Origin of the sequence: Kitasatospora sp. SolWspMP-SS2h (assembly GCF_003259315.1) — a bacterium.
GTDB classification, from domain to species: Bacteria; Actinomycetota; Actinomycetes; order Streptomycetales; family Streptomycetaceae; genus Kitasatospora; species Kitasatospora fiedleri.
The window spans coordinates 181,452-201,008 of sequence record NZ_QLLT01000005.1 but is presented as its reverse complement, the minus strand read 5'-3'; the positions used below and the strand labels follow the sequence as shown (position 1 = coordinate 201,008).

The following is a 19,557-nucleotide window of genomic DNA, read 5'->3' as shown; positions in this document are numbered from 1 at the left end:
CGCGCCTAGGCGACGTCCACGCCGTGGTCGCGGGCCAGGCCGGCCTGGCCGGCCGCCAGCACCCCGCGCAACTCGGCGACCCACCCGCCCAGTTCGGCGCTGCGCCGGGCGGCGTCCGACTCCCGCGCCTGCTGGTACGCCTTCACCGCCTCGCGCTCGCCCCGGGCGGCCGCCCGCTGCGCCTCCCGCTGCGCCCGTTCGCTCTCGCGCTGCCGGGCGGCGGCCTCCTTGCGCTGGGCCTCCGTGCGGCGGTGCTGCTCGCGCTGCGCCTCGGCCAGTACCGACCACACCCCGGAAGACCGCCGCCGTGCCACGTCCGCCCCACCCACGTCCAAGACCGTTCGGAAGAAGATCCAGTCTTCCACGCGGGCGGGCGGGCGCGGGGCCTACTCGGCGGGCTCGAACCGCAGCGAGATCGAGTTGATGCAGTACCGCTGGTCGGTCGGGGTGTCGTACCCCTCGCCCTCGAAGACGTGCCCCAGGTGGCTGCCGCACTTCTTGCAGCGCACCTCGACCCGGCGCATGCCGAGGCTGCTGTCCTCCAGGTACTCCACCGAGTCACCGGCCAGCGGCGAGTAGTACGACGGCCACCCGCAGTGGCTGTCGAACTTGGTCTCGCTGCTGAACAGCTCCGCGCCGCACGCCCGGCAGCTGTACACGCCGACCGTCTTGGTGTCGGTGTACTCGCCGACGAACGGCCGCTCGGTGCCGGCCTCGCGGAGCACGTGGTACTCCTCCGGAGTCAGCTCGGCGCGCCACTCGGCGTCGGACTTCTGGACCTCGTAGCTCACGGCACTCTCCAGCTCGGACGGGGACGTCGGACGGTGGCGTCAGACAGCAGGTGCAACGTCGGCCAGGGCGGCCAGAATTTCCGGGCCCAGGTGGGTGACGTCGCCCGCGCCCATGGTCAGCACCAGGTCGCCGGGGGCGGCCAGCGCGGCCAGCAGCGCGGGGGCGGCGGCGAAGTCGTGCTCGGCCCGGACGTCGGCGCCGGCCCGGCGGGCCGCGTCGATGATCAGCTCGGCGGTGACGCCGGGGATCGGGTCCTCGCGGGCCGGGTAGATGTCCAGCACCACCGAGGCGTCGGCCAGCGCCAGCGCCCCGCCCATCTCCTCGGCGAGCTGCTGGGTGCGGGAGAACAGGTGCGGCTGGAAGACCACCAGCACCCGGCCCGTGCCCGCCGCCTCCCGGATCGCCTCCAGGTCGGCGGCCATCTCGGTGGGGTGGTGCGCGTAGGAGTCGATCACCTGCACGCCGCGCGCCTCGCCCTTGAGCTGGAGCCGCCGCCGCACCCCGGTGTACGCGCCCAGCGCCTTCGCCAGCCCGTCGGCCGGGACGCCCAGCGCGATGCCCGCGGCCAGCGCCGCGACCGCGTTGTGCGCGTAGTGCCGGCCGGGCACCGAGACGGTGAAGGTCAGCGGCTCGCCGTCCAGCTCGACCGTCACCTCGCTGGTCATGCCGCGCGCCTCGACCTTCCGCACCCGCAGGTCGGCGTCCTCGGCGGCGCCGACCGTCACCACGTTCAGCCCGTCCCGCCCGGCCACCCGGCGGGTCAGCTCGCGGGCGCCCGCGTGGTCGGCGGAGACCACCAGGGTGCCGCCGGGCTGGATCCGGCCGACGAAGGTCTCGAAGGACTCGTAGATCTCCTCGATCGACGCGTAGTTGGCGTGGTGGTCCAGCTCCACGTTCAGCACGATCGCCACCTCGGGCGCGTACTTGTGGAAGCTGCGGTCGCTCTCGTCCGCCTCCGCGACGAAGATCTCGCCCGCCCCGTGGTGCGCGTTCGACCCCGGCGCGTCCAGGTCGCCGCCGATCGCGTACGAGGGCTCCAGGCCCAGCTCGGCCAGGCTGACCGCGAGCATCGAGGTGGTGGTGGTCTTGCCGTGGGTGCCCGCCACCGCGAGCGCCCGGCGGCCGCCCATCAGCGCCGCCAGCGCGTCCGAGCGGTGCACCACCGGGACGCCGCGCTCCCGCGCGGCCACCAGCTCCGGGTTGTCGGCGCGGATCGCGCTGGAGACCACCACGCTGCTGGTCCCGGCCGGGAGGTGCTCCGCGGCGTGCCCGACGAACACCGTCGCGCCCAGCTCGCGCAGCGCCCGCACGGTCTCCGACTCCTTCGCGTCGGACCCCGAGACGGTCGCGCCGCGCACCGCGAGGATCTTCGCCAGGCCGGACATGCCGGCGCCGCCGATGCCGATGAAGTGCGGGGCGTGCAGGTCGTGGGCGGCGTCGTTCAAGGCTGGCTCCGTACGGGCGTGAGGAGGGGGGATCGTCCCGTGCGCCGGGTGGCTACGAGGACGCACGGGACGATTCTGCCCTAACCGGGAGGGCGGTCAGGCTTCGCTGGCGAACAGTTTGAGCACCGGGACGCCCACCTCGTGCCGGGCGCGGGAGGCCCAGTCCCGGTGGAAGAACTCCTCGACGAAGTGCGGCGAGGTCAGCACCAGCACCTCGTCGGCCCGGTTCTCCTCCACCACCTCGCGCAGCCGCACCAGCGGGTGCGCCTCGACCACCTCGCCGACCGCCTCCGCCCCGGCGCGCCGCAGGTGGCGCAGGCTGTGTTCGAGGGATTCGCTCGCGAGGGTCGGTGTCTCCTCCTCGCCCTCGTCGCGTTCGTGCACCGCCTTGTCCAGATGGCCGAGGGCCACGTCGTCCAGGGCACGCAGCAACTCGTCCTGCTTGCCGCGGGGTTGCATCAAGACGACGAAGGAGACCTTCTCCTCGCCGTGGAGCGTGGTGACCAGCTCCACGTCGGCGTCGGAGAGCGCCTTTTCGATCATCAGTACGGTCTTGAACACGTGAGTCCCTTCGCTGGTGCGGGCCCCCGGGTCCGGCTCCCTGCTCCCCTCCTTCATAGTGCCCGGAGGAAGGATTCCTCACGCTGCACACGCGCCACACGGATCACATGATCCACATCGGTCAGGATGTGTCTCGGGTGCGGGCTGGGACGCTCGGGGAGCGGTCCGGATCGGTCGGCCGCGGATGCAGATAGCGGGTGAAGAGGAAACCTTTCTCCTCGATCAATGACACCAGCCGCATCGCTCGGATGTCCGGGATTCCCGGCCCGTTCACGATCCTCGGTGAATCACCCGCCGTCACCAGGGGCGCCACCGACAGGCACAACTCGTCCAGCAGGCCGTCCGCCGCGAGCCGACCGAGCAGGCGGGGCCCGCCCTCCGTGAGCTGGCGGCGCCAACCACGCTCCGTGAGCGCGGCCATCGCCCGGGGGAGGTCCACCGAGCCCGTTCCTGCGGTGATCACATCGGCTGCGGCGGCGACCTCGGCCAGCCGGTCGGCCGGCGCGTCGACGGTGGTGACCACCACCGTGGGCACCAGCGGCTCGGTGAACAGCGGCGCCGACAGGTCCAGCTCCAGGCTCCGCGACACCACCGCGATCACCGGCGCCGGCAGCTGGCCCGCGGCGGCCCGCCGCGCCGCGAAGCCGGCCCGGGCCCGGGCCGGCCGGTAGCCCTCCGCCCGCACCGTCTCGGCCCCCACCAGCACCACGTCGCACAGCGCCCGCAGCACCCCGAAGATCCGCTTGTCCGCCTCGCCGGACAGCCCCTCCGAGAGCCCGTCCAGCCGGGCCGCCCCGTCCAGCGAGGTGACCATGTTCGCCCGCAGCCACGCCCCCTCCGCCGGGTACGCGTACGCCTGCGCCAGCCACTCGGGGCTGCCGGGAGTGCCGGGGGTGTCGCCGATCAGTTGCCTCATGCCCCGAGTCTCTCAGCCGGGGGCGCTCGGCCGGAGGGCGCGAAAAGGGGCGCGGGGAACGGCGCGCTGCGGGAGGAGCACGTCAGCGAGGTCGCGGCACAGTGCGGGCTCCCGTCCCGCGTCGCGATCCTGCGGTGCGTGCTCGCCCGGCCGCGCAGCGGTTCTCGTGGCGCGAGTACCCTGTTGTTCCGTGTCTGCTGCCTCGGAGTCCGATATTCACACCGCGATAGCCCTGACCGACCGGCGCCCGGTGGTGCCGGCCGAGCGGCTGGTCGCCGAGATGGTGCCGCCGCCGCGCTTCGCCGGGGTGAGCTTCGGCAGCTACCTGCCGGACTCCTCGCAGCCGAGCCAGTACGAGGCCGTCCAGATCCTGGAGTCCTTCGCCGCCGGGCTGAACGGCGCCGCCGAGCCGCCGAAGCGCGGCTGGTTCCGCCGTGCCGCCCCCGCGCCCACCGGGCCGGCCGGGATCTACCTGGACGGCGGGTACGGCGTGGGCAAGACGCACCTGCTGGCCTCGCTCTGGCACGCGGTGCCCGGCCCGAAGGCGTTCGGGACGTTCGTGGAGCTGACCAACCTGGTGGGCGCGCTGACCTTCCAGGGCGCGGTGCGGACGCTAAGCTCGCACCGGCTGCTCTGCATCGACGAGTTCGAGCTGGACGACCCGGGCGACACCGTGCTGGTCTCGACCCTGCTGGGCCGGCTGGTGGAGAACGGCGTCAAGCTGTGCGCGACCTCGAACACGCTGCCGGAGAAGCTCGGCGAGGGCCGGTTCGCCGCCGCCGACTTCATGCGGGAGATCCAGGGCCTGTCCGCGCACTTCCGCCCGGTGCGGATCGACGGCCAGGACTACCGGCACCGCGGGCTGCCCGACGCCCCGCCGCCGTACACCGACGCCGAGGTGACCGCCCGCGCGGCCCGCACCCCGGGCGCGTCGCTGGACGACTTCGACGCGCTGCTGGAGCACCTGAAGGAGGTGCACCCCAGCCGGTACGGCGCGCTGCTGGACGAGGTGGGCGCGGTGTTCCTGCGCGGGGTGCGGCAGGTGGACGACCAGGCGACCGCGCTGCGGCTGGTGGTGCTGGCCGACCGGATGTACGACCGGGAGCTGTCGGTCACCGCCTCGGGCGTGCCGTTCGACCGGGTGTTCACCGAGGAGATGCTGCGCGGCGGCTACCGCAAGAAGTACCTGCGGGCGGTCTCCCGGCTGGTCGCGCTGGCCCGGGACTCCGCGAAGTAACCACCGCGTTGTCGGTGGCCGGTCGTACCGTGGAGGGCGTGCGTCCCATCACGAGTATCGAGCGGTCCGTGGCGCCCTTCGAGGTCGTCAGTCCCTACCAGCCCAACGGTGACCAGCCGGCGGCCATCGCCGAGCTGGAGCGCCGCGTCCGCGCCGGCGAGAAGGACGTCGTCCTGCTCGGCGCGACCGGCACCGGCAAGTCGGCCACCACGGCCTGGATGATCGAGAAGCTGCAGCGCCCCACCCTGGTGATGGCGCCGAACAAGACGCTGGCCGCCCAGCTGGCGAACGAGTTCCGCGAGCTGCTGCCGAACAACGCGGTCGAGTACTTCGTCTCGTACTACGACTACTACCAGCCCGAGGCGTACGTCCCGCAGACGGACACCTACATCGAGAAGGACTCCTCGATCAACGAGGAGGTCGAGCGGCTGCGCCACTCCGCCACCAACAGCCTGCTCACCCGGCGGGACGTGATCGTGGTGGCGTCCGTCTCCTGCATCTACGGCCTCGGCACCCCGCAGGAGTACGTCGACCGGATGGTCCGCCTGAAGGTCGGCGAGGAGATCGACCGGGACGCCCTGCTGCGCCGCTTCGTCGACATCCAGTACACCCGCAACGACCTGGCGTTCACCCGCGGCACCTTCCGGGTCCGCGGCGACACGGTCGAGATCTTCCCGGTCTACGAGGAGCTCGCCGTCCGGATCGAGATGTTCGGTGACGAGATCGAGGCGCTGTACACGCTGCACCCGCTGACCGGCGAGGTGATCAGCCAGGACGACTCGGTCTACGTCTTCCCCGCCTCGCACTACGTGGCCGGCCCGGAGCGGATGGAGCGGGCGATCGGCGGCATCGAGGCCGAGCTGGAGCAGACGCTGGCCCGGATGGAGAAGCAGGGCAAGCTGCTGGAGGCCCAGCGGCTGCGGATGCGCACCACCTACGACATCGAGATGCTCCGCCAGATCGGCACCTGCTCGGGCGTGGAGAACTACTCGATGCACTTCGACGGCCGCGAGCCCGGCTCCCCGCCGAACACCCTGCTCGACTACTTCCCGGAGGACTTCCTCCTGGTCATCGACGAGTCGCACGTCACCGTCCCGCAGATCGGCGCGATGTACGAGGGCGACGCCTCGCGCAAGCGCACCCTGGTCGAGCACGGCTTCCGGCTGCCCTCGGCGATGGACAACCGGCCGCTGAAGTGGGAGGAGTTCCAGCAGCGGATCGGCCAGACCGTCTACCTGTCGGCCACCCCGGGCAAGTACGAGCTGGCCCGCGGCGACGGCCAGGTCGAGCAGATCATCCGCCCGACCGGCCTGATCGACCCCGAGGTGATCGTCAAGCCGACCGAGGGCCAGATCGACGACCTGGTGCACGAGATCCGGCAGCGGGTGGAGAAGGACGAGCGCGTCCTGGTCACCACGCTCACCAAGAAGATGGCCGAGGACCTCACCGACTACTTCCTCGGCCTCGACATCCGGGTCCGCTACCTGCACAGCGACGTCGACACGCTGCGCCGGATCGAGCTGCTGCGCGAGCTGCGGGCCGGCGAGTACGACGTGCTGGTCGGCATCAACCTGCTCCGCGAGGGCCTCGACCTGCCCGAGGTCTCGCTGGTCGCGATCCTGGACGCGGACAAGGAGGGCTTCCTGCGCTCCGGCACCTCGCTGATCCAGACCATCGGCCGCGCCGCGCGCAACGTCTCCGGCCAGGTGCACATGTACGCCGACAAGATCACCCCGGCGATGGAGCTGGCGATCGGCGAGACCAACCGCCGGCGCGCCGTCCAGCAGGCGTACAACGAGGAGCACGGGATCGACCCGCAGCCGCTGCGGAAGAAGATCGGCGACCTGCTCTCCACCATGGCCGGGGAGGACGTCGACACCGAGGAGCTGCTCGCCACCGGCTACCGGCAGCAGGGCAAGGGCAAGGCGCCGGTCCCGGCGCTGGGCATCGAGCGCAAGCCCGCCAAGAGCCTGCCCGCGGCCGAACTCGCCGAGCTGATCCAGGGCATGACCGACCGGATGCACACCGCCGCGGCCGAGCTGCAGTTCGAGGTGGCGGCCCGGCTGCGCGACGAGGTCAAGGAGCTCAAGCGCGAGCTGCGGCAGATGCGCGAGGCGGGAATGGCCTGATCCGGCGTCACCCGCGGCCGGACGGGGGCGATTTCCCGTCCGGCGAGTGCCGTCGTGTCGTAGTTTGGCCACAGCCCGGCCCTTCGGCGCCGCACCGGCGGTGCAACGGCGGTGCGTCGGCGTAGGGTGGGGCGCGGTCTGCCCGGGGCCGGGACGTTCCGGGTACGGCCGGAGGTGCGACAGGACGCCGGGCGGGGCCCGGAGAAAGCAGAGGTCGGCAGCGTGTCCGTGAACCTGGCCAAGGGCCAGAGCGTGAGCCTGTTGAAGTCCACCGGCGAGACCCTGTCCGTGGTCCGGATGGGCCTCGGGTGGAAGTCCGCCCCCGGCAAGCGCGGCTTCTTCAGCCGCCGCCCCAAGGAGATCGACCTCGACGCGTCCGCCCTGCTGTACGACGGCAAGGCGATGAGCGACGTGGTGTTCTTCTCCCACCTGGTCAGCAACGAGGGCTCGGTCCGGCACACCGGCGACAACCTGGTCGGCGGGGTCGGGGCGGGCGGCGACGACGAGAGCATCCTGGTCGACCTGACCGAGGTGCCCCGGCGGGTCACCCAGATCGTCTTCACCGTCAGCTCGTACAGCGGCCAGAACTTCATGGAGGTGCAGAACGCGCACTGCCGGCTGGTCGACGAGACCACCGGCAAGGAGCTGGCCCGCTACGAGCTGACCGGCGGCGGCCCGCACACCGGGCAGATCATGGCCAAGGTCGAGCGGGACGGCGAGAGCGGCTGGCGGATGACCGCCATCGGCGCCCCGGCCAGCGGCCGCACCTTCCGGGACATGCTGCCCTTCATCGAGCCGTTCCTCTGACCATTCGACGGCGGGGCTCCTTTACCTTCTTTACCTTTCCTTGGGCTTCCTGTTAACCTTCTGGGAGCGGAGGGGAGTATTCCCCGTTCAGCGACCCCGTCATCACGGGCGCCCCTCGCGGCGCCCCGGGGCGCTGGCCGTGCGGCACCCGTCGGGAGCGGGCCGCGCGGCGGAAGAGACCTCCGGCAGTGACGAGTGTTCGCCTATCTGCCGGAGGAGCAGACATGGACGTATCCGCAGGCCTGTGGGCCGGTACCATCGCGGTGCTGATCGCCCTGATCGTGGCCGACTTCTTCATCGGCGGCCGCAAGCCGCACGAGGTCTCCGTGAAGGAGGCCGGCATCTGGACGGCGGTCTGGGTGGCCCTGGCCGGGCTGTTCGGCGGCTTCCTCTGGTGGCACGGCGGCGGGAAGCCGGCCGGCGAGTTCTTCGCCGGCTACATCACCGAGAAGTCGCTCAGCGTCGACAATCTGTTCGTCTTCATCCTGATCATGGGCAAGTTCGCGGTGCCCAGGATCTACCAGCAGCGGGTGCTGATGTTCGGCGTGATCATCGCCCTGGTGCTGCGGGCGGTCTTCATCGCCGGCGGCGCGGCGGTGGTGTCGAACTTCTCCTGGGTGTTCTACCTCTTCGGCGCCTTCCTGGTCTGGACGGCCTGGAAGCTGATCAAGGAGGCCCGGGCCGACGACGAGGAGGAGGAGTTCGAGGAGAACCGCCTGCTCAAGTCGATCGAGCGGCGCTTCCCGTCCACCGACCGCTACCACGGCACCAAGCTGCTGATCCGGGAGAACGGCCGCCGGCTGATGACCCCGATGCTGATCGTGATGCTGGCGATCGGCACCACCGACGTGCTGTTCGCCCTGGACTCGATCCCGGCCATCTTCGGCCTCACCCAGGACCCGTACATCGTCTTCACGGCCAACGCCTTCGCGCTGATGGGCCTGCGCCAGCTGTACTTCCTGATCGGCGGCCTGCTGAAGAAGCTGGTCCACCTCTCCTACGGCCTGTCGGTGATCCTCGGCTTCATCGGCGTCAAGCTGGTGCTGCACGCGCTGCACGAGAGCGGCGTGCACGTGCCGGAGATCAGCATCCCGGTCTCGCTGGGCTTCATCGTGCTGACCCTGGCGGTCACCACCGTGACCAGCCTGGTCGCCGCGCGGAAGCAGCAGCGGGCCGAGCGGGCCGAGGAGCCCGCGAAGGTCGACGCCTGATCCGGCCCGCCGCCCCGGTCCGGTCGGGAACGCCCGTGGCCCCCGCCGCACGGCTGCGGCGGGGGCCCCGGGCCGTCGTGCTCACCAGCCGCGCTCGCGCCACTCCGGCAGGTGCGGGCGCTCGGCGCCCAGGGTGGTGTCGTCGCCGTGGCCCGGGTAGACCCAGGTCTCGTCCGGGAGCCGGTCGAAGACCTTCTCGGTGACGTCCCGGAAGAGCGAGTCGAAGGCGGCCGGGTCGCCCCAGGTGTTGCCCACGCCGCCCGGGAACAGGCAGTCGCCGGTGAACAGGTGGGGGTGGCCCTGCGGGTCGTCGTAGAGCAGCACGATCGCGCCGGGGGTGTGGCCCACCAGGTGGCGGACGGTCAGCTCGATCTGCCCGAAGCGGACCACCGAGCCGTCCTCCAGCGGGAGGTCGGTGGGCACGTCGATGCCCTCGGCGTCGATCCGCCCGGCCATGGTGCGGGCCCCGGTGACGGCGACCACCTCGGCCAGCGCGCCCCAGTGGTCGCGGTGCCGGTGGGTGGTGACCACCGCGGCCAGCCGGGGGCCGACGGTCTCCAGCAGCACCGGCGCGTCGGCGGCGGCGTCGATCAGCAGCTGCTCGTCGGTGGCCCGGCAGCGCAGCAGGTACGCGTTGTTGTCGTGCGGTCCGACCGCGACCTTGGTGATGATCAGGTGGGCCAGCTCCCGGACGTCCGGTGCCCCGCCGACCTTCACCGCTCCGTGGTACGTCATCACGCCGCTCCTCGCTCGCCGCCGGGCTGTTCCGCCGGTTCCGTCAATTCCGTCCACTCGCGCCCCATCATCCCATCGGGGGGAGCGCGGGCAGCGCGCCGCGGGGGTCGACCAGGCCCTCGTCGCCGCGGTGGACCTGGAGGCCGTCCCCGTCCGAGCGGCCGGACAGCCAGCCGGTGAGCGCCCGCACCGGGCCCTCGGCGACCAGCCCGGGCGCCCCGCCGTCGCCGTCGCCACCGCTGCTGTCACCGCCACCGCCACCGCCGCCGAGCCGGACCCGGAGCCCGGCGTCCTCGGCGACCAGCAGCAGGTCGGGCAGGTCGTCCCGCGCGGCGAGGCGCGCGCCCAGCCGCTGGAACTCGGCGACGGCGAACGGCTCGGGCCAGTGCGCCGGGGTGTAGCCCGCGTTCAGGTCGACGTGGTGGTACTCCAGCTCGATCAGCCGCTTCCCCGGCACCTGCCAGGCCGGGAAGACGGTGCCGTCGCGGTGGGTGATCGGGGCGGCCCAGTGCTCGGGCTCCAGCCCGGCGGCGAAGTCCTGGAAGCGCCGCTGGCTCTCCCGGAGGTCGGCGGCCTGCTCGGCCAGCGGGCGTCCGGCCCCGGCCTCGATGTCGGCGTCCCGCGTCTCGGGGGTGGCGTACTGCGGGACCTGCCGTCCGGTGCGGGCGCCGGTGAGCAGGTTGACCAGGGAGTCCGCGTTGCGGGCGAGGTGGGTCAGCAGGTGCCCGCGGGTCCAGCCGGACAGGGCGGAGGGTTCGAACACCGCCGCGGGCTCCAGCTCGGCGAGGGTGTGCAGCAGCAGGTCGGTGCTCTCCGCGGTGGCCCGCAGCCGCTCGGCTGCGGCGGCCGCGGCGGTGGCGGCCGCGGTGGTGGCGTCGCTCATCGGGCATGGCCTTTCGACGGTCGGGAAAACGGGTCGAGGCGGTGCGGTGCGGGCCCGGGGCGTTGCCCGGGCCGGTTGTCAGTCGTTGACGCTACCGTCGAGCGCGGGTGCCGTTCACCCGTCCGGGTGGCCCCGGCGGACCGGCTCGGATTCGAACGAATGAGTCAGTACGCTGGCGGGCGCATCCTGGAAGAAGCACGAAGAAGCACATCCCCCTCCTCCCTTCGACCCGGAGAAAGGCGCCAGTAGCAGTGGCAGACCGCCTCGTCGTCCGTGGTGCACGTGAGCACAACCTCAAGAACGTCTCGCTCGACCTGCCCAGGGACTCCCTCATCGTCTTCACGGGCCTCTCCGGGTCCGGCAAGTCCTCCCTCGCCTTCGACACGATCTTCGCCGAGGGCCAGCGGCGCTACGTCGAGTCGCTGTCCTCGTACGCCCGGCAGTTCCTCGGGCAGATGGACAAGCCGGACGTGGACTTCATCGAGGGCCTCTCCCCGGCCGTCTCGATCGACCAGAAGTCCACCAGCCGCAACCCCCGCTCCACCGTCGGCACCATCACCGAGGTGTACGACTACCTGCGCCTGCTGTTCGCCCGGATCGGCAAGCCGCACTGCCCGCACTGCGGGCGCCCGATCGCCCGGCAGTCGCCGCAGGCCATCGTCGACAAGGTGCTGGAGCTGCCCGAGGGCACCCGGTTCCAGGTGCTCAGCCCGGTGGTCCGGGAGCGCAAGGGCGAGTTCGTCGACCTCTTCGCCGACCTGCAGTCCAAGGGCTACGCCCGCGCCCGGGTGGACGGGCAGACCGTCCAGCTGACCGAGCCGCCGGTGCTCAAGAAGCAGGAGAAGCACACCATCGAGGTGGTCATCGACCGCCTCACCGTCAAGGCGGGCGCCAAGCGCCGGCTCACCGACTCGGTGGAGACCGCGCTCAAGCTGGCCGGCGGCATGGTGGTGCTCGACTTCGTCGACCTGGCGGAGGACGACCCCGAGCGCGAGAAGATGTTCTCGGAGCACCTCTACTGCCCGTACGACGACGTCTCCTTCGAGGAGCTGGAGCCGCGCTCCTTCTCCTTCAACTCCCCGTTCGGTGCCTGCCCGGACTGCTCCGGCCTGGGCAACCGGATGGAGGTCGACCCGGAGCTGCTCGTCCCCGACGAGGAGAAGTCGCTGGACGAGGGCGCCATCCACCCCTGGTCGCAGGGCGCCACCAAGGAGTACTTCCAGCGGCTGGTCAACGCGCTGGCCGGCGAACTGGGCTTCCGCACCGACATCCCGTGGGCCGGGCTGCCGGTGCGGGCCCGCAAGGCGCTGCTGTACGGCCACAAGACCCAGGTCGAGGTCCGCTACCGCAACCGCTACGGCCGCGAGCGCTCCTACACCACCGCCTTCGAGGGCGTCGTCCCGTTCGTGACCCGCCGGCACTCCGAGTCGGAGAGCGACGCCGGGCGCGAGCGCTTCGAGGGCTACATGCGCGAGGTGCCCTGCCCGACCTGCAAGGGCACCCGGCTCAAGCCGGTGGTGCTGGCCGTGACGGTGATGGAGAAGTCCATCGCCGAGGTCTCCGCGATGTCGATCAGCGACTGCGCGGACTTCCTGGGCGCGCTGCGGCTGGACCGCCGGGACAAGCAGATCGCCGAGCGGGTGCTCAAGGAGGTGCTGGAGCGGCTGCGCTTCCTGGTGGACGTCGGCCTCGACTACCTCTCGCTCAACCGCGCCGCCGGCACCCTCTCCGGCGGCGAGGCCCAGCGCATCCGGCTGGCCACCCAGATCGGCTCCGGCCTGGTCGGCGTGCTGTACGTGCTGGACGAGCCGTCCATCGGCCTGCACCAGCGCGACAACCACCGGCTGATCGAGACCCTGGTCCGGCTGCGCGACATCGGCAACACGCTGATCGTCGTCGAGCACGACGAGGACACCATCAAGACCGCCGACTGGATCGTCGACATCGGCCCCGGCGCCGGCGAGCACGGCGGCAAGGTGGTGCACTCCGGCTCGCTGAAGGAGCTGCTGGCCAACGAGGAGTCGCTGACCGGCCAGTACCTGTCGGGCAGGCGCGCCATCCCGATCCCGGAGACCCGCCGCCCGCGCGACAGGAAGCGCCAGCTGGTGGTGCACGGCGCCCGCGAGCACAACCTCAAGGACGTCACGGTCGCCTTCCCGCTCGGCACCTTCACCGCCGTCACCGGCGTCTCCGGCTCCGGCAAGTCCACGCTGGTCAACGACATCCTGTACGCGCACCTGGCCCGCGAGCTGAACGGCGCCCGCAGCGTCCCCGGCCGGCACACCCGGATCACCGGCACCGACCTGGTCGACAAGGTGGTGCACGTCGACCAGTCCCCGATCGGCCGCACCCCGCGCTCCAACCCGGCCACCTACACCGGCGTCTTCGACCACGTGCGCAAGCTGTTCGCGGAGACCCAGGAGGCCAAGGTCCGCGGCTACCTGCCCGGCCGGTTCTCGTTCAACGTCAAGGGCGGCCGCTGCGAGAACTGCTCCGGCGACGGCACCATCAAGATCGAGATGAACTTCCTGCCGGACGTCTACGTCCCCTGCGAGGTCTGCCACGGCGACCGCTACAACCGGGAGACGCTGGAGGTCCACTACAAGGGCAAGTCCATCGCCGAGGTGCTGAACATGCCGATCGAGGAGGGGCTCGACTTCTTCGAGGCCGTCCCCGCGATCGCCCGCCACCTCAGGACGCTCAAGGAGGTCGGCCTCGGCTACGTCCGGCTCGGCCAGCCCGCCACCACCCTCTCCGGCGGCGAGGCCCAGCGGGTCAAGCTCTCCGCCGAGCTCCAGAAGCGCTCCACCGGGCGGACGGTCTACGTCCTGGACGAGCCCACCACCGGCCTGCACTTCGAGGACATCAGCAAGCTGATCAAGGTCCTGGAGGGGCTGGTCGAGAAGGGCAACACCGTCATCGTCATCGAGCACAACCTCGACGTCATCAAGACCGCCGACTGGCTGGTCGACATGGGCCCCGAGGGCGGCTCCGGCGGCGGCGGCGTGGTCGTCGAGGGCACCCCGGAGGAGGTCGCGGCCTCCACCGCCAGCCACACCGGCAAGTTCCTGCGCGACATCCTGCCGGGCGTCTCGGACGCGGCGCCCGCGAAGAAGCGCGGGAAGAAGTAGCCGCCGGGCCCGCCCGGGGAGCACCCGTCGCTCCCCGGGCGGGCCGCGGCGCGCGTGCTACGTTGCTCGGCGCCGATTCCCGCACCGAGGAGCCCCGATGACCGAGCCCACCGCCTCCCGCCGTACCGTCCTGTGCTGCGCGGCCGTCGCGCTGGCGGGCACCGCGGCCGCCGGTTGCTCCTCCGCCAAGGACGACACCGGGAGCGCGTCCGCCGGCCCGGTCGACCTCGGCCCCGCGGCGGACGTCCCGGTCGGCGGCGGCAAGGTGTACAAGGAGCAGGCCGTCGTGGTGACCCAGCCGGCCGCCGGCGAGTACAGGGCGTTCAGCGCCAAGTGCACCCACGCCGGCTGCCTGGTCAACGGCGTGGTCAAGGAGCAGATCCAGTGCCTGTGCCACGGCAGCCGGTTCGGGATCTCCGACGGCGCGGTGCAGGACGGCCCGGCCCCCGCGCCGCTGCCCGCCTACCGGGTCGCGGTGCAGAACGGGAACCTCCAGGTCACCAAGAGCTGACGAACCCCGCCGGACGCCGCGGAGTGTCCGCGCCAGTCGGTACGGTAGGGGCATGGCAGACCCGTCCACCTACCGACCGGCGCCGGGGGCGATCCCGCTCTCGCCCGGGGTGTACAAGTTCCGTGACGCGCACGGCCGGGTCATCTACGTGGGGAAGGCGAAGAGCCTGCGCCAGCGGCTCTCCTCGTACTTCCAGGACGTGGCGAACCTGCACCCGCGCACCGCGACGATGGTGACCACCGCGGCGTCCGTGGAGTGGACGGTGGTGTCCACCGAGGTCGAGGCGCTCCAGCTGGAGTACTCCTGGATCAAGGAGTTCGACCCGCGGTTCAACGTCAAGTACCGCGACGACAAGAGCTACCCGGAGCTCGCGGTCACCCTGAACGAGGAGTTCCCCCGGGTCCAGGTGACCCGCGGGGCGCACAAGAAGGGCGTGCGCTACTTCGGCCCGTACGGCCACGCCTGGGCGATCCGCGAGACGGTCGACCTGCTGCTGCGGGTCTTCCCGGTGCGGACGTGCTCCAACGGCGTCTTCAAGCGCGCCCAGCAGGTCGGCCGCCCCTGCCTGCTCGGCTACATCGGCAAGTGCGCGGCGCCCTGCGTGGGCCGGGTGAGCGCCGCCGAGCACCGCGAACTCGCCGAGGAGTTCTGCGACTTCATGGCCGGCCGGACGGGCGGCCACCTGCGCCGGCTGGAACAGCAGATGCAGCGGGCCGCCGCCGAGATGGAGTACGAGAAGGCCGCCCGGCTGCGCGACGACCTGGCCGCGCTGCAGCGCGCCATGGAGAAGAACGCGGTGGTGCTCGGCGACGGCACCGACGCCGACCTGCTGGCCCTGGCCGAGGACGAACTCGAGGCCGCCGTGCAGATCTTCCACGTCCGCGGCGGCCGGGTGCGCGGCCAGCGCGGCTGGGTCACCGACAAGGTCGAGGACGTCGACACCGCGGGCCTGGTCGAGCACGCCCTCCAGCAGCTGTACGGCGAGGGCAGCGAGCAGGTCCCGCGCGAGGTGCTCGTCCCCGCACTGCCCGAGGAGGCCGTGCACGAGTGGCTCGCCGGCCTGCGCGGCGCCCAGGTCGACCTGCGGATCCCGCAGCGCGGCGACAAGAAGGACCTGATGGAGACCGTGCAGCGCAACGCCCAGCAGGCGCTGGCGCTGCACAAGACCAAGCGCGCCTCCGACCTCACCACCCGCAGCCGCGCCCTCCAGGAGATCGCCGAGGCGCTGGAGCTGGACTCGGTGCCGCTGCGCATCGAGTGCTTCGACGTCTCGCACCTCCAGGGCGAGGACGTGGTGGCGTCCATGGTGGTGTTCGAGGACGGCCTGGCCCGCAAGAGCGAGTACCGCCGGTTCCAGATCAAGGGCTTCGAGGGCCAGGACGACGTCCGCTCGATGCACGAGGTGATCACCCGCCGCTTCCGCCGCTACCTCCAGGAGCGCGAGCGCACCGGCGAGTGGGCGGTGCCCGAGGAGGCCCCGGAGGAGGACGGCTCGCCGCTCGACGAGAACGGCCGCCCCAAGCGCTTCGCCTACCCGCCGCAGCTGCTGGTGGTCGACGGCGGACAGCCCCAGGTCGCCGCCGCCGTCCGGGCGTTGGACGAGCTGGGCATCGACGACGTCGCGGTGTGCGGGCTGGCCAAGCGGCTGGAGGAGGTGTGGCTGCCCGGCCAGGACGACCCGGTGGTGCTGCCGCGCTCCAGCGAGGGCCTGTACCTGCTCCAGCGGGTCCGCGACGAGGCGCACCGCTTCGCCATCACCTACCAGCGGGCCAAGCGCGCCAAGCGGCTCACGGCGGGGGAACTGGACTCGGTCCCCGGGCTGGGCGAGACTCGCCGCCGGGCCCTGCTCAAGCACTTCGGTTCGCTGAAGAGGCTGCGGGCGGCGACCGTCGACGAACTGTGCGAGGTCCCCGGGGTCGGGCGCCGCACCGCCGAGACTGTTGCCGCAGCCTTGGCTTCCCGTACACCCGCCGCATTCGCGGTCAACACCGCGACCGGCGAGATCATCGAAGACAGCACGGCCACAGCGGTACCGAGAAGCGGGGAAGAGACGTGACAGTGTCCAACGCGGGGGAGACCACCCCCGAGCTGGTGATCATCTCGGGCATGTCGGGGGCGGGTCGTTCCACCGCCGCGAAGTGCCTGGAGGACCTCGGCTGGTTCGTGGTCGACAACCTGCCGCCCGCGCTGATCCCCACCATGGTCGACCTCGGGGCCCGCTCGCAGGGCGCGGTGCCGCGGATCGGCGTCGTGGTCGACGTCCGCGGCCGGACCTTCTTCGACGACCTGCTGACCTCGCTGGAGGAGCTGGAGAAGCGCGGCGTGCGGCTGCGCGTGGTCTTCCTGGACTCCTCCGACGACGCGCTGGTGCGCCGCTTCGAGTCGGTCCGCCGCCCGCACCCGCTCCAGGCCGACGGCCGGATCGTCGACGGCATCGCCCAGGAGCGCGAGCTGCTGCGCGAGCTGCGCGGCGAGGCCGACCTGGTGGTCGACACCTCCAACCTCAACGTGCACCAGCTGCGCGCCAAGATGGACGCCCAGTTCGCCGGCCAGGACGAGCCGGAGCTGCGCGCCACCGTGATGTCCTTCGGCTTCAAGTACGGCCTGCCGGTCGACGCCGACCTGGTGGTGGACTGCCGCTTCCTGCCCAACCCGCACTGGGTGCCCGAGCTGCGGGCCCGCACCGGGACCGACCCGGAGGTGGCCGAGTACGTCTTCCAGCAGCCCGGGGCCCAGCAGTTCGTGGACGGCTACACCGAGCTGCTGCGGATCGTCACCGAGGGCTACCGCCGGGAGGGGAAGCGCTACATGACGCTTGCCGTAGGCTGCACCGGAGGCAAGCACCGCAGCGTGGCGATGTCCGAGCAGCTGACCAAGCGTCTGATCGCGGACGGGGTCGAGACGGTGCTGGTCCACCGGGACATGGGCCGGGAGTAGGCGGCCGGGGAACCCCCGCACCGCCGCCCCGGCCGAGCACGAGACAGGAACATGGGGTCGGCGTGACGGGATACCTGCCAGCGCGGCTGCAGCTCCGGACTAGACCGGCCGAGCGGGCCGTCCAGCCGCGCCCCGGCGTGCCGAAGATCGCCGCGCTGGGGGGCGGCCAGGGCCTGTCCGCGTCGCTCTCCGCGCTGCGCCGGCTCACCACCGAGCTGACCGCCGTGGTCACCGTCGCCGACGACGGCGGCTCCAGCGGCCGACTGCGCACCGAGCTCGGGGTGCTGCCGCCCGGCGACCTGCGCAAGGCACTGGCCGCGCTCTGCGGCGACGACGAGTGGGGCCGGACCTGGTCCGAGGTGATCCAGCAGCGCTTCGCCGGCACCGGCGAGCTCGGCGGCCACGCGGTGGGCAACCTGCTGATCGTGGCGCTGTGGGAGAAGCTCGGCGACCCGGTGGAGGCGCTGAACTGGGTCGGCCGGCTGCTGAACGTGCAGGGCCGGGTGCTGCCGATGTCGGCCGTCCCGCTCGACATCGAGGCGCAGGTCCGTGGCCACGACCCGCTGCGCCCCGGCGAGGTGTCCGCGGTCCGCGGCCAGGCCGCGGTGGCGGTCACGCCCGGCACCGTGCAGTCGATCCGGCTGCTGCCGGACGGGCCGCCGGCCGTCCCGGAGGCCGTGCAGGCCGTCCTGGAGGCGGACTGGGTGGTGCTCGGCCCCGGCTCCTGGTTCACCAGCGTGCTGCCGCACCTGCTCGTCCCCGACCTGGCCAAGGCGCTCACCGGGACCCGGGCCCGCCGCCTGCTCACCCTCAACCTGGCCCCGCAGCCCGGCGAGACCGAGGGCTTCACCCCGCAGCGCCACCTGGAGGTGATCGCCGACCACGCCCCCGGCCTGGCGGTGGATGCGATCCTGGTGGACGAGCGGGCGGTCAGCGGCGGCGCCTTCGGCGTGGCCGACCTGGCCGGCCTGGAACAGGCCGCCGAGCGGATGGGCGCCGCCCTGGTGCTCGACTCGGTGGCCCGCGACGACGGGACGCCGCGACACGACGCGGAGCTCTTGGCCGCCGCGTACGACCGGATTTTCCGGACTCATGGAAGGATCGGCCCATGGCGATGACGGCAGCGGTGAAAGACGAGATCTCCCGGCTTCCCGTCACCCGTGCCTGCTGCCGCAAGGCGGAGGTCTCGGCGATCCTGCGTTTTGCGGGCGGACTGCACATTGTGAGCGGCCGCATCGTGATCGAGGCGGAGCTGGACACCGGCATTGCGGCCCGGCGACTGCGCAAGGACCTCCTGGAGATCTTCGGACACTCCTCGGATCTGGTGGTGATGGCCCCCGGCGGTCTGCGCCGCGGCAGCCGGTACGTGGTGCGGGTGGTGAAGGACGGCGAGCTGCTGGCCCGGCAGACCGGGCTGGTGGACGGACGAGGGCGGCCGATCCGGGGCCTGCCCCCGGCGGTGGTCTCCGGGGCGACCTGCGACGCGGAGGCCGCCTGGCGCGGCGCGTTCCTCGCGCACGGCTCGCTGACCGAGCCCGGCCGCTCCTCCTCCCTGGAGATCACCTGCCCCGGCTCGGAGGCGGCGCTCGCCCTGGTCGGCGCGGCCCGCCGGCTCGGCATCCCGGCCAAGGCCCGCGAGGTGCGCGGCGTCGACCGGGTGGTGATCCGCGACGGCGACGCGATCGGCGCGCTGCTCACCCGGCTCGGCGCGCACGAGTCGGTGCTGGCCTGGGAGGAGCGCCGGATGCGCCGCGAGGTGCGGGCCACCGCCAACCGGCTGGCCAACTTCGACGACGCCAACCTGCGCCGCTCGGCCCGGGCCGCGGTCGCCGCGGGCGCCCGGGTGCAGCGCGCCCTGGAGATCCTCGGCGAGGAGGTGCCCGAGCACCTGGCCGCGGCCGGCGCGCTGCGCATGCAGCACAAGCAGGCCTCGCTGGAGGAGCTCGGCGCGCTCGCCGACCCGCCGCTGACCAAGGACGCGGTGGCCGGGCGGATCCGCCGCCTGCTGGCGATGGCCGACAAGCGGGCCGCCGAACTCGGCCTGCCGAACACCGAGGCCAACCTGACCGAGGAGATGGCCCTGAACTGACGGCCCGTCAACCGTCCCGAGGCGCACCGCAGGGGGCGTGCGCGGCAGGCAGCGGCACCCGCCGCCGCCCACCGCGCACGCCCCCTGCGCACGTCGGGGCCGCCGCGCCCTACCGGTGAGGCGATGTGCCTTGCGACACTTGGGCGAGGTAGGGTCAGCAGTGGTCGGGGACA

17 protein-coding genes are annotated in these 19,557 nt (G+C 72.3%); 10 read left to right on the top strand and 7 right to left on the bottom strand.

Going from position 1 to position 19,557, the window contains the following annotated elements; translation table 11 throughout:
• Nucleotides 1-5: 5 nt before the first annotated feature.
• The 5 genes from K353_RS08475 to K353_RS08455 all read right to left on the bottom strand — a co-directional run bounded on the left by K353_RS08475 (nt 6) and on the right by K353_RS08455 (nt 3,714).
• Nucleotides 6-290 (bottom strand): hypothetical protein, encoded by a 285-nt coding sequence (locus K353_RS08475; RefSeq protein ID WP_111552955.1) that lies wholly within the window; start codon nt 288-290, stop codon nt 6-8.
• Nucleotides 291-386: 96 nt separating this feature from the next.
• On the bottom strand, nt 387-791 hold the full coding sequence (msrB, locus tag K353_RS08470; protein ID WP_100840275.1) for a peptide-methionine (R)-S-oxide reductase MsrB: 405 nt from the start codon (nt 789-791) through the stop codon (nt 387-389).
• Nucleotides 792-830: 39 nt separating this feature from the next.
• On the bottom strand, nt 831-2,237 hold the full coding sequence (gene murC / locus K353_RS08465; protein ID WP_255410687.1) for a UDP-N-acetylmuramate--L-alanine ligase: 1,407 nt from the start codon (nt 2,235-2,237) through the stop codon (nt 831-833).
• 96 nt (nt 2,238-2,333) lie between these two features.
• Nucleotides 2,334-2,798, bottom strand: coding sequence for an indole-3-glycerol phosphate synthase (locus tag K353_RS08460; protein WP_111552954.1), 465 nt, complete (start codon nt 2,796-2,798; stop codon nt 2,334-2,336).
• 121 nt (nt 2,799-2,919) lie between these two features.
• Nucleotides 2,920-3,714, bottom strand: coding sequence for a pyrimidine reductase family protein (locus tag K353_RS08455; RefSeq protein WP_111552953.1), 795 nt, complete (start codon nt 3,712-3,714; stop codon nt 2,920-2,922).
• Between the two features lie 280 nt (nt 3,715-3,994).
• Here K353_RS08455 and zapE point away from each other — a divergent pair, with 280 nt between their 5' ends.
• From zapE to K353_RS08435, 4 genes are all read left to right on the top strand, one after another.
• On the top strand, nt 3,995-4,951 hold the full coding sequence (zapE, locus tag K353_RS08450; RefSeq protein ID WP_233533453.1) for a cell division protein ZapE: 957 nt from the start codon (nt 3,995-3,997) through the stop codon (nt 4,949-4,951).
• Nucleotides 4,952-4,989: 38 nt separating this feature from the next.
• Nucleotides 4,990-7,080 carry an excinuclease ABC subunit UvrB gene (gene uvrB, locus K353_RS08445; RefSeq protein ID WP_111552951.1) on the top strand — a complete coding sequence of 697 codons (2,091 nt, stop codon included), beginning with the start codon at nt 4,990-4,992 and terminating at the stop codon, nt 7,078-7,080.
• Between the two features lie 222 nt (nt 7,081-7,302).
• A complete protein-coding gene (locus K353_RS08440; RefSeq protein WP_111552950.1) occupies nt 7,303-7,887 on the top strand; it encodes a TerD family protein in 585 nt (194 codons plus the stop codon).
• Nucleotides 7,888-8,111: 224 nt separating this feature from the next.
• The gene (locus K353_RS08435; protein WP_111552949.1) at nt 8,112-9,098 is read left to right on the top strand and encodes a TerC family protein; all 987 of its coding nucleotides are present in this window, start codon (nt 8,112-8,114) and stop codon (nt 9,096-9,098) included.
• 81 nt (nt 9,099-9,179) lie between these two features.
• Here K353_RS08435 and K353_RS08430 read toward each other — a convergent pair whose 3' ends face one another.
• Nucleotides 9,180-9,833: an MBL fold metallo-hydrolase gene (locus K353_RS08430; RefSeq protein WP_111552948.1), complete on the bottom strand. Its 654-nt coding sequence runs from the start codon at nt 9,831-9,833 to the stop codon at nt 9,180-9,182.
• Nucleotides 9,834-9,900: 67 nt separating this feature from the next.
• Nucleotides 9,901-10,716, bottom strand: coding sequence for a maleylpyruvate isomerase family mycothiol-dependent enzyme (locus K353_RS08425; protein WP_111552947.1), 816 nt, complete (start codon nt 10,714-10,716; stop codon nt 9,901-9,903).
• 251 nt (nt 10,717-10,967) lie between these two features.
• On the opposite strand from K353_RS08425, the gene uvrA reads away from it, so the two are divergent.
• The 6 genes from uvrA to whiA all read left to right on the top strand — a co-directional run bounded on the left by uvrA (nt 10,968) and on the right by whiA (nt 19,384).
• Entirely contained in the window at nt 10,968-13,847 is a 2,880-nt protein-coding gene (gene uvrA, locus K353_RS08420; RefSeq protein WP_111552946.1) for an excinuclease ABC subunit UvrA, read from the top strand.
• A 97-nt stretch (nt 13,848-13,944) separates the two neighbouring features.
• Nucleotides 13,945-14,358, top strand: coding sequence for a Rieske (2Fe-2S) protein (locus K353_RS08415; protein WP_111552945.1), 414 nt, complete (start codon nt 13,945-13,947; stop codon nt 14,356-14,358).
• A gap of 52 nt (nt 14,359-14,410) precedes the next feature.
• The gene (gene uvrC / locus K353_RS08410; protein ID WP_111552944.1) at nt 14,411-16,414 is read left to right on the top strand and encodes an excinuclease ABC subunit UvrC; all 2,004 of its coding nucleotides are present in this window, start codon (nt 14,411-14,413) and stop codon (nt 16,412-16,414) included.
• Nucleotides 16,411-17,295, top strand: a complete 885-nt coding sequence (gene rapZ, locus K353_RS08405) for an RNase adapter RapZ (RefSeq protein ID WP_370447570.1) — start codon at nt 16,411-16,413, stop codon at nt 17,293-17,295. The genes uvrC and rapZ overlap by 4 nt, the downstream gene beginning before the upstream one ends.
• An 86-nt stretch (nt 17,296-17,381) precedes the next feature.
• Entirely contained in the window at nt 17,382-18,413 is a 1,032-nt protein-coding gene (gene yvcK, locus K353_RS08400; RefSeq protein ID WP_233533451.1) for a uridine diphosphate-N-acetylglucosamine-binding protein YvcK, read from the top strand.
• Nucleotides 18,404-19,384, top strand: coding sequence for a DNA-binding protein WhiA (whiA, locus tag K353_RS08395; protein ID WP_014138611.1), 981 nt, complete (start codon nt 18,404-18,406; stop codon nt 19,382-19,384). The genes yvcK and whiA overlap by 10 nt, the downstream gene beginning before the upstream one ends.
• Nucleotides 19,385-19,557: the final 173 nt, after the last annotated feature.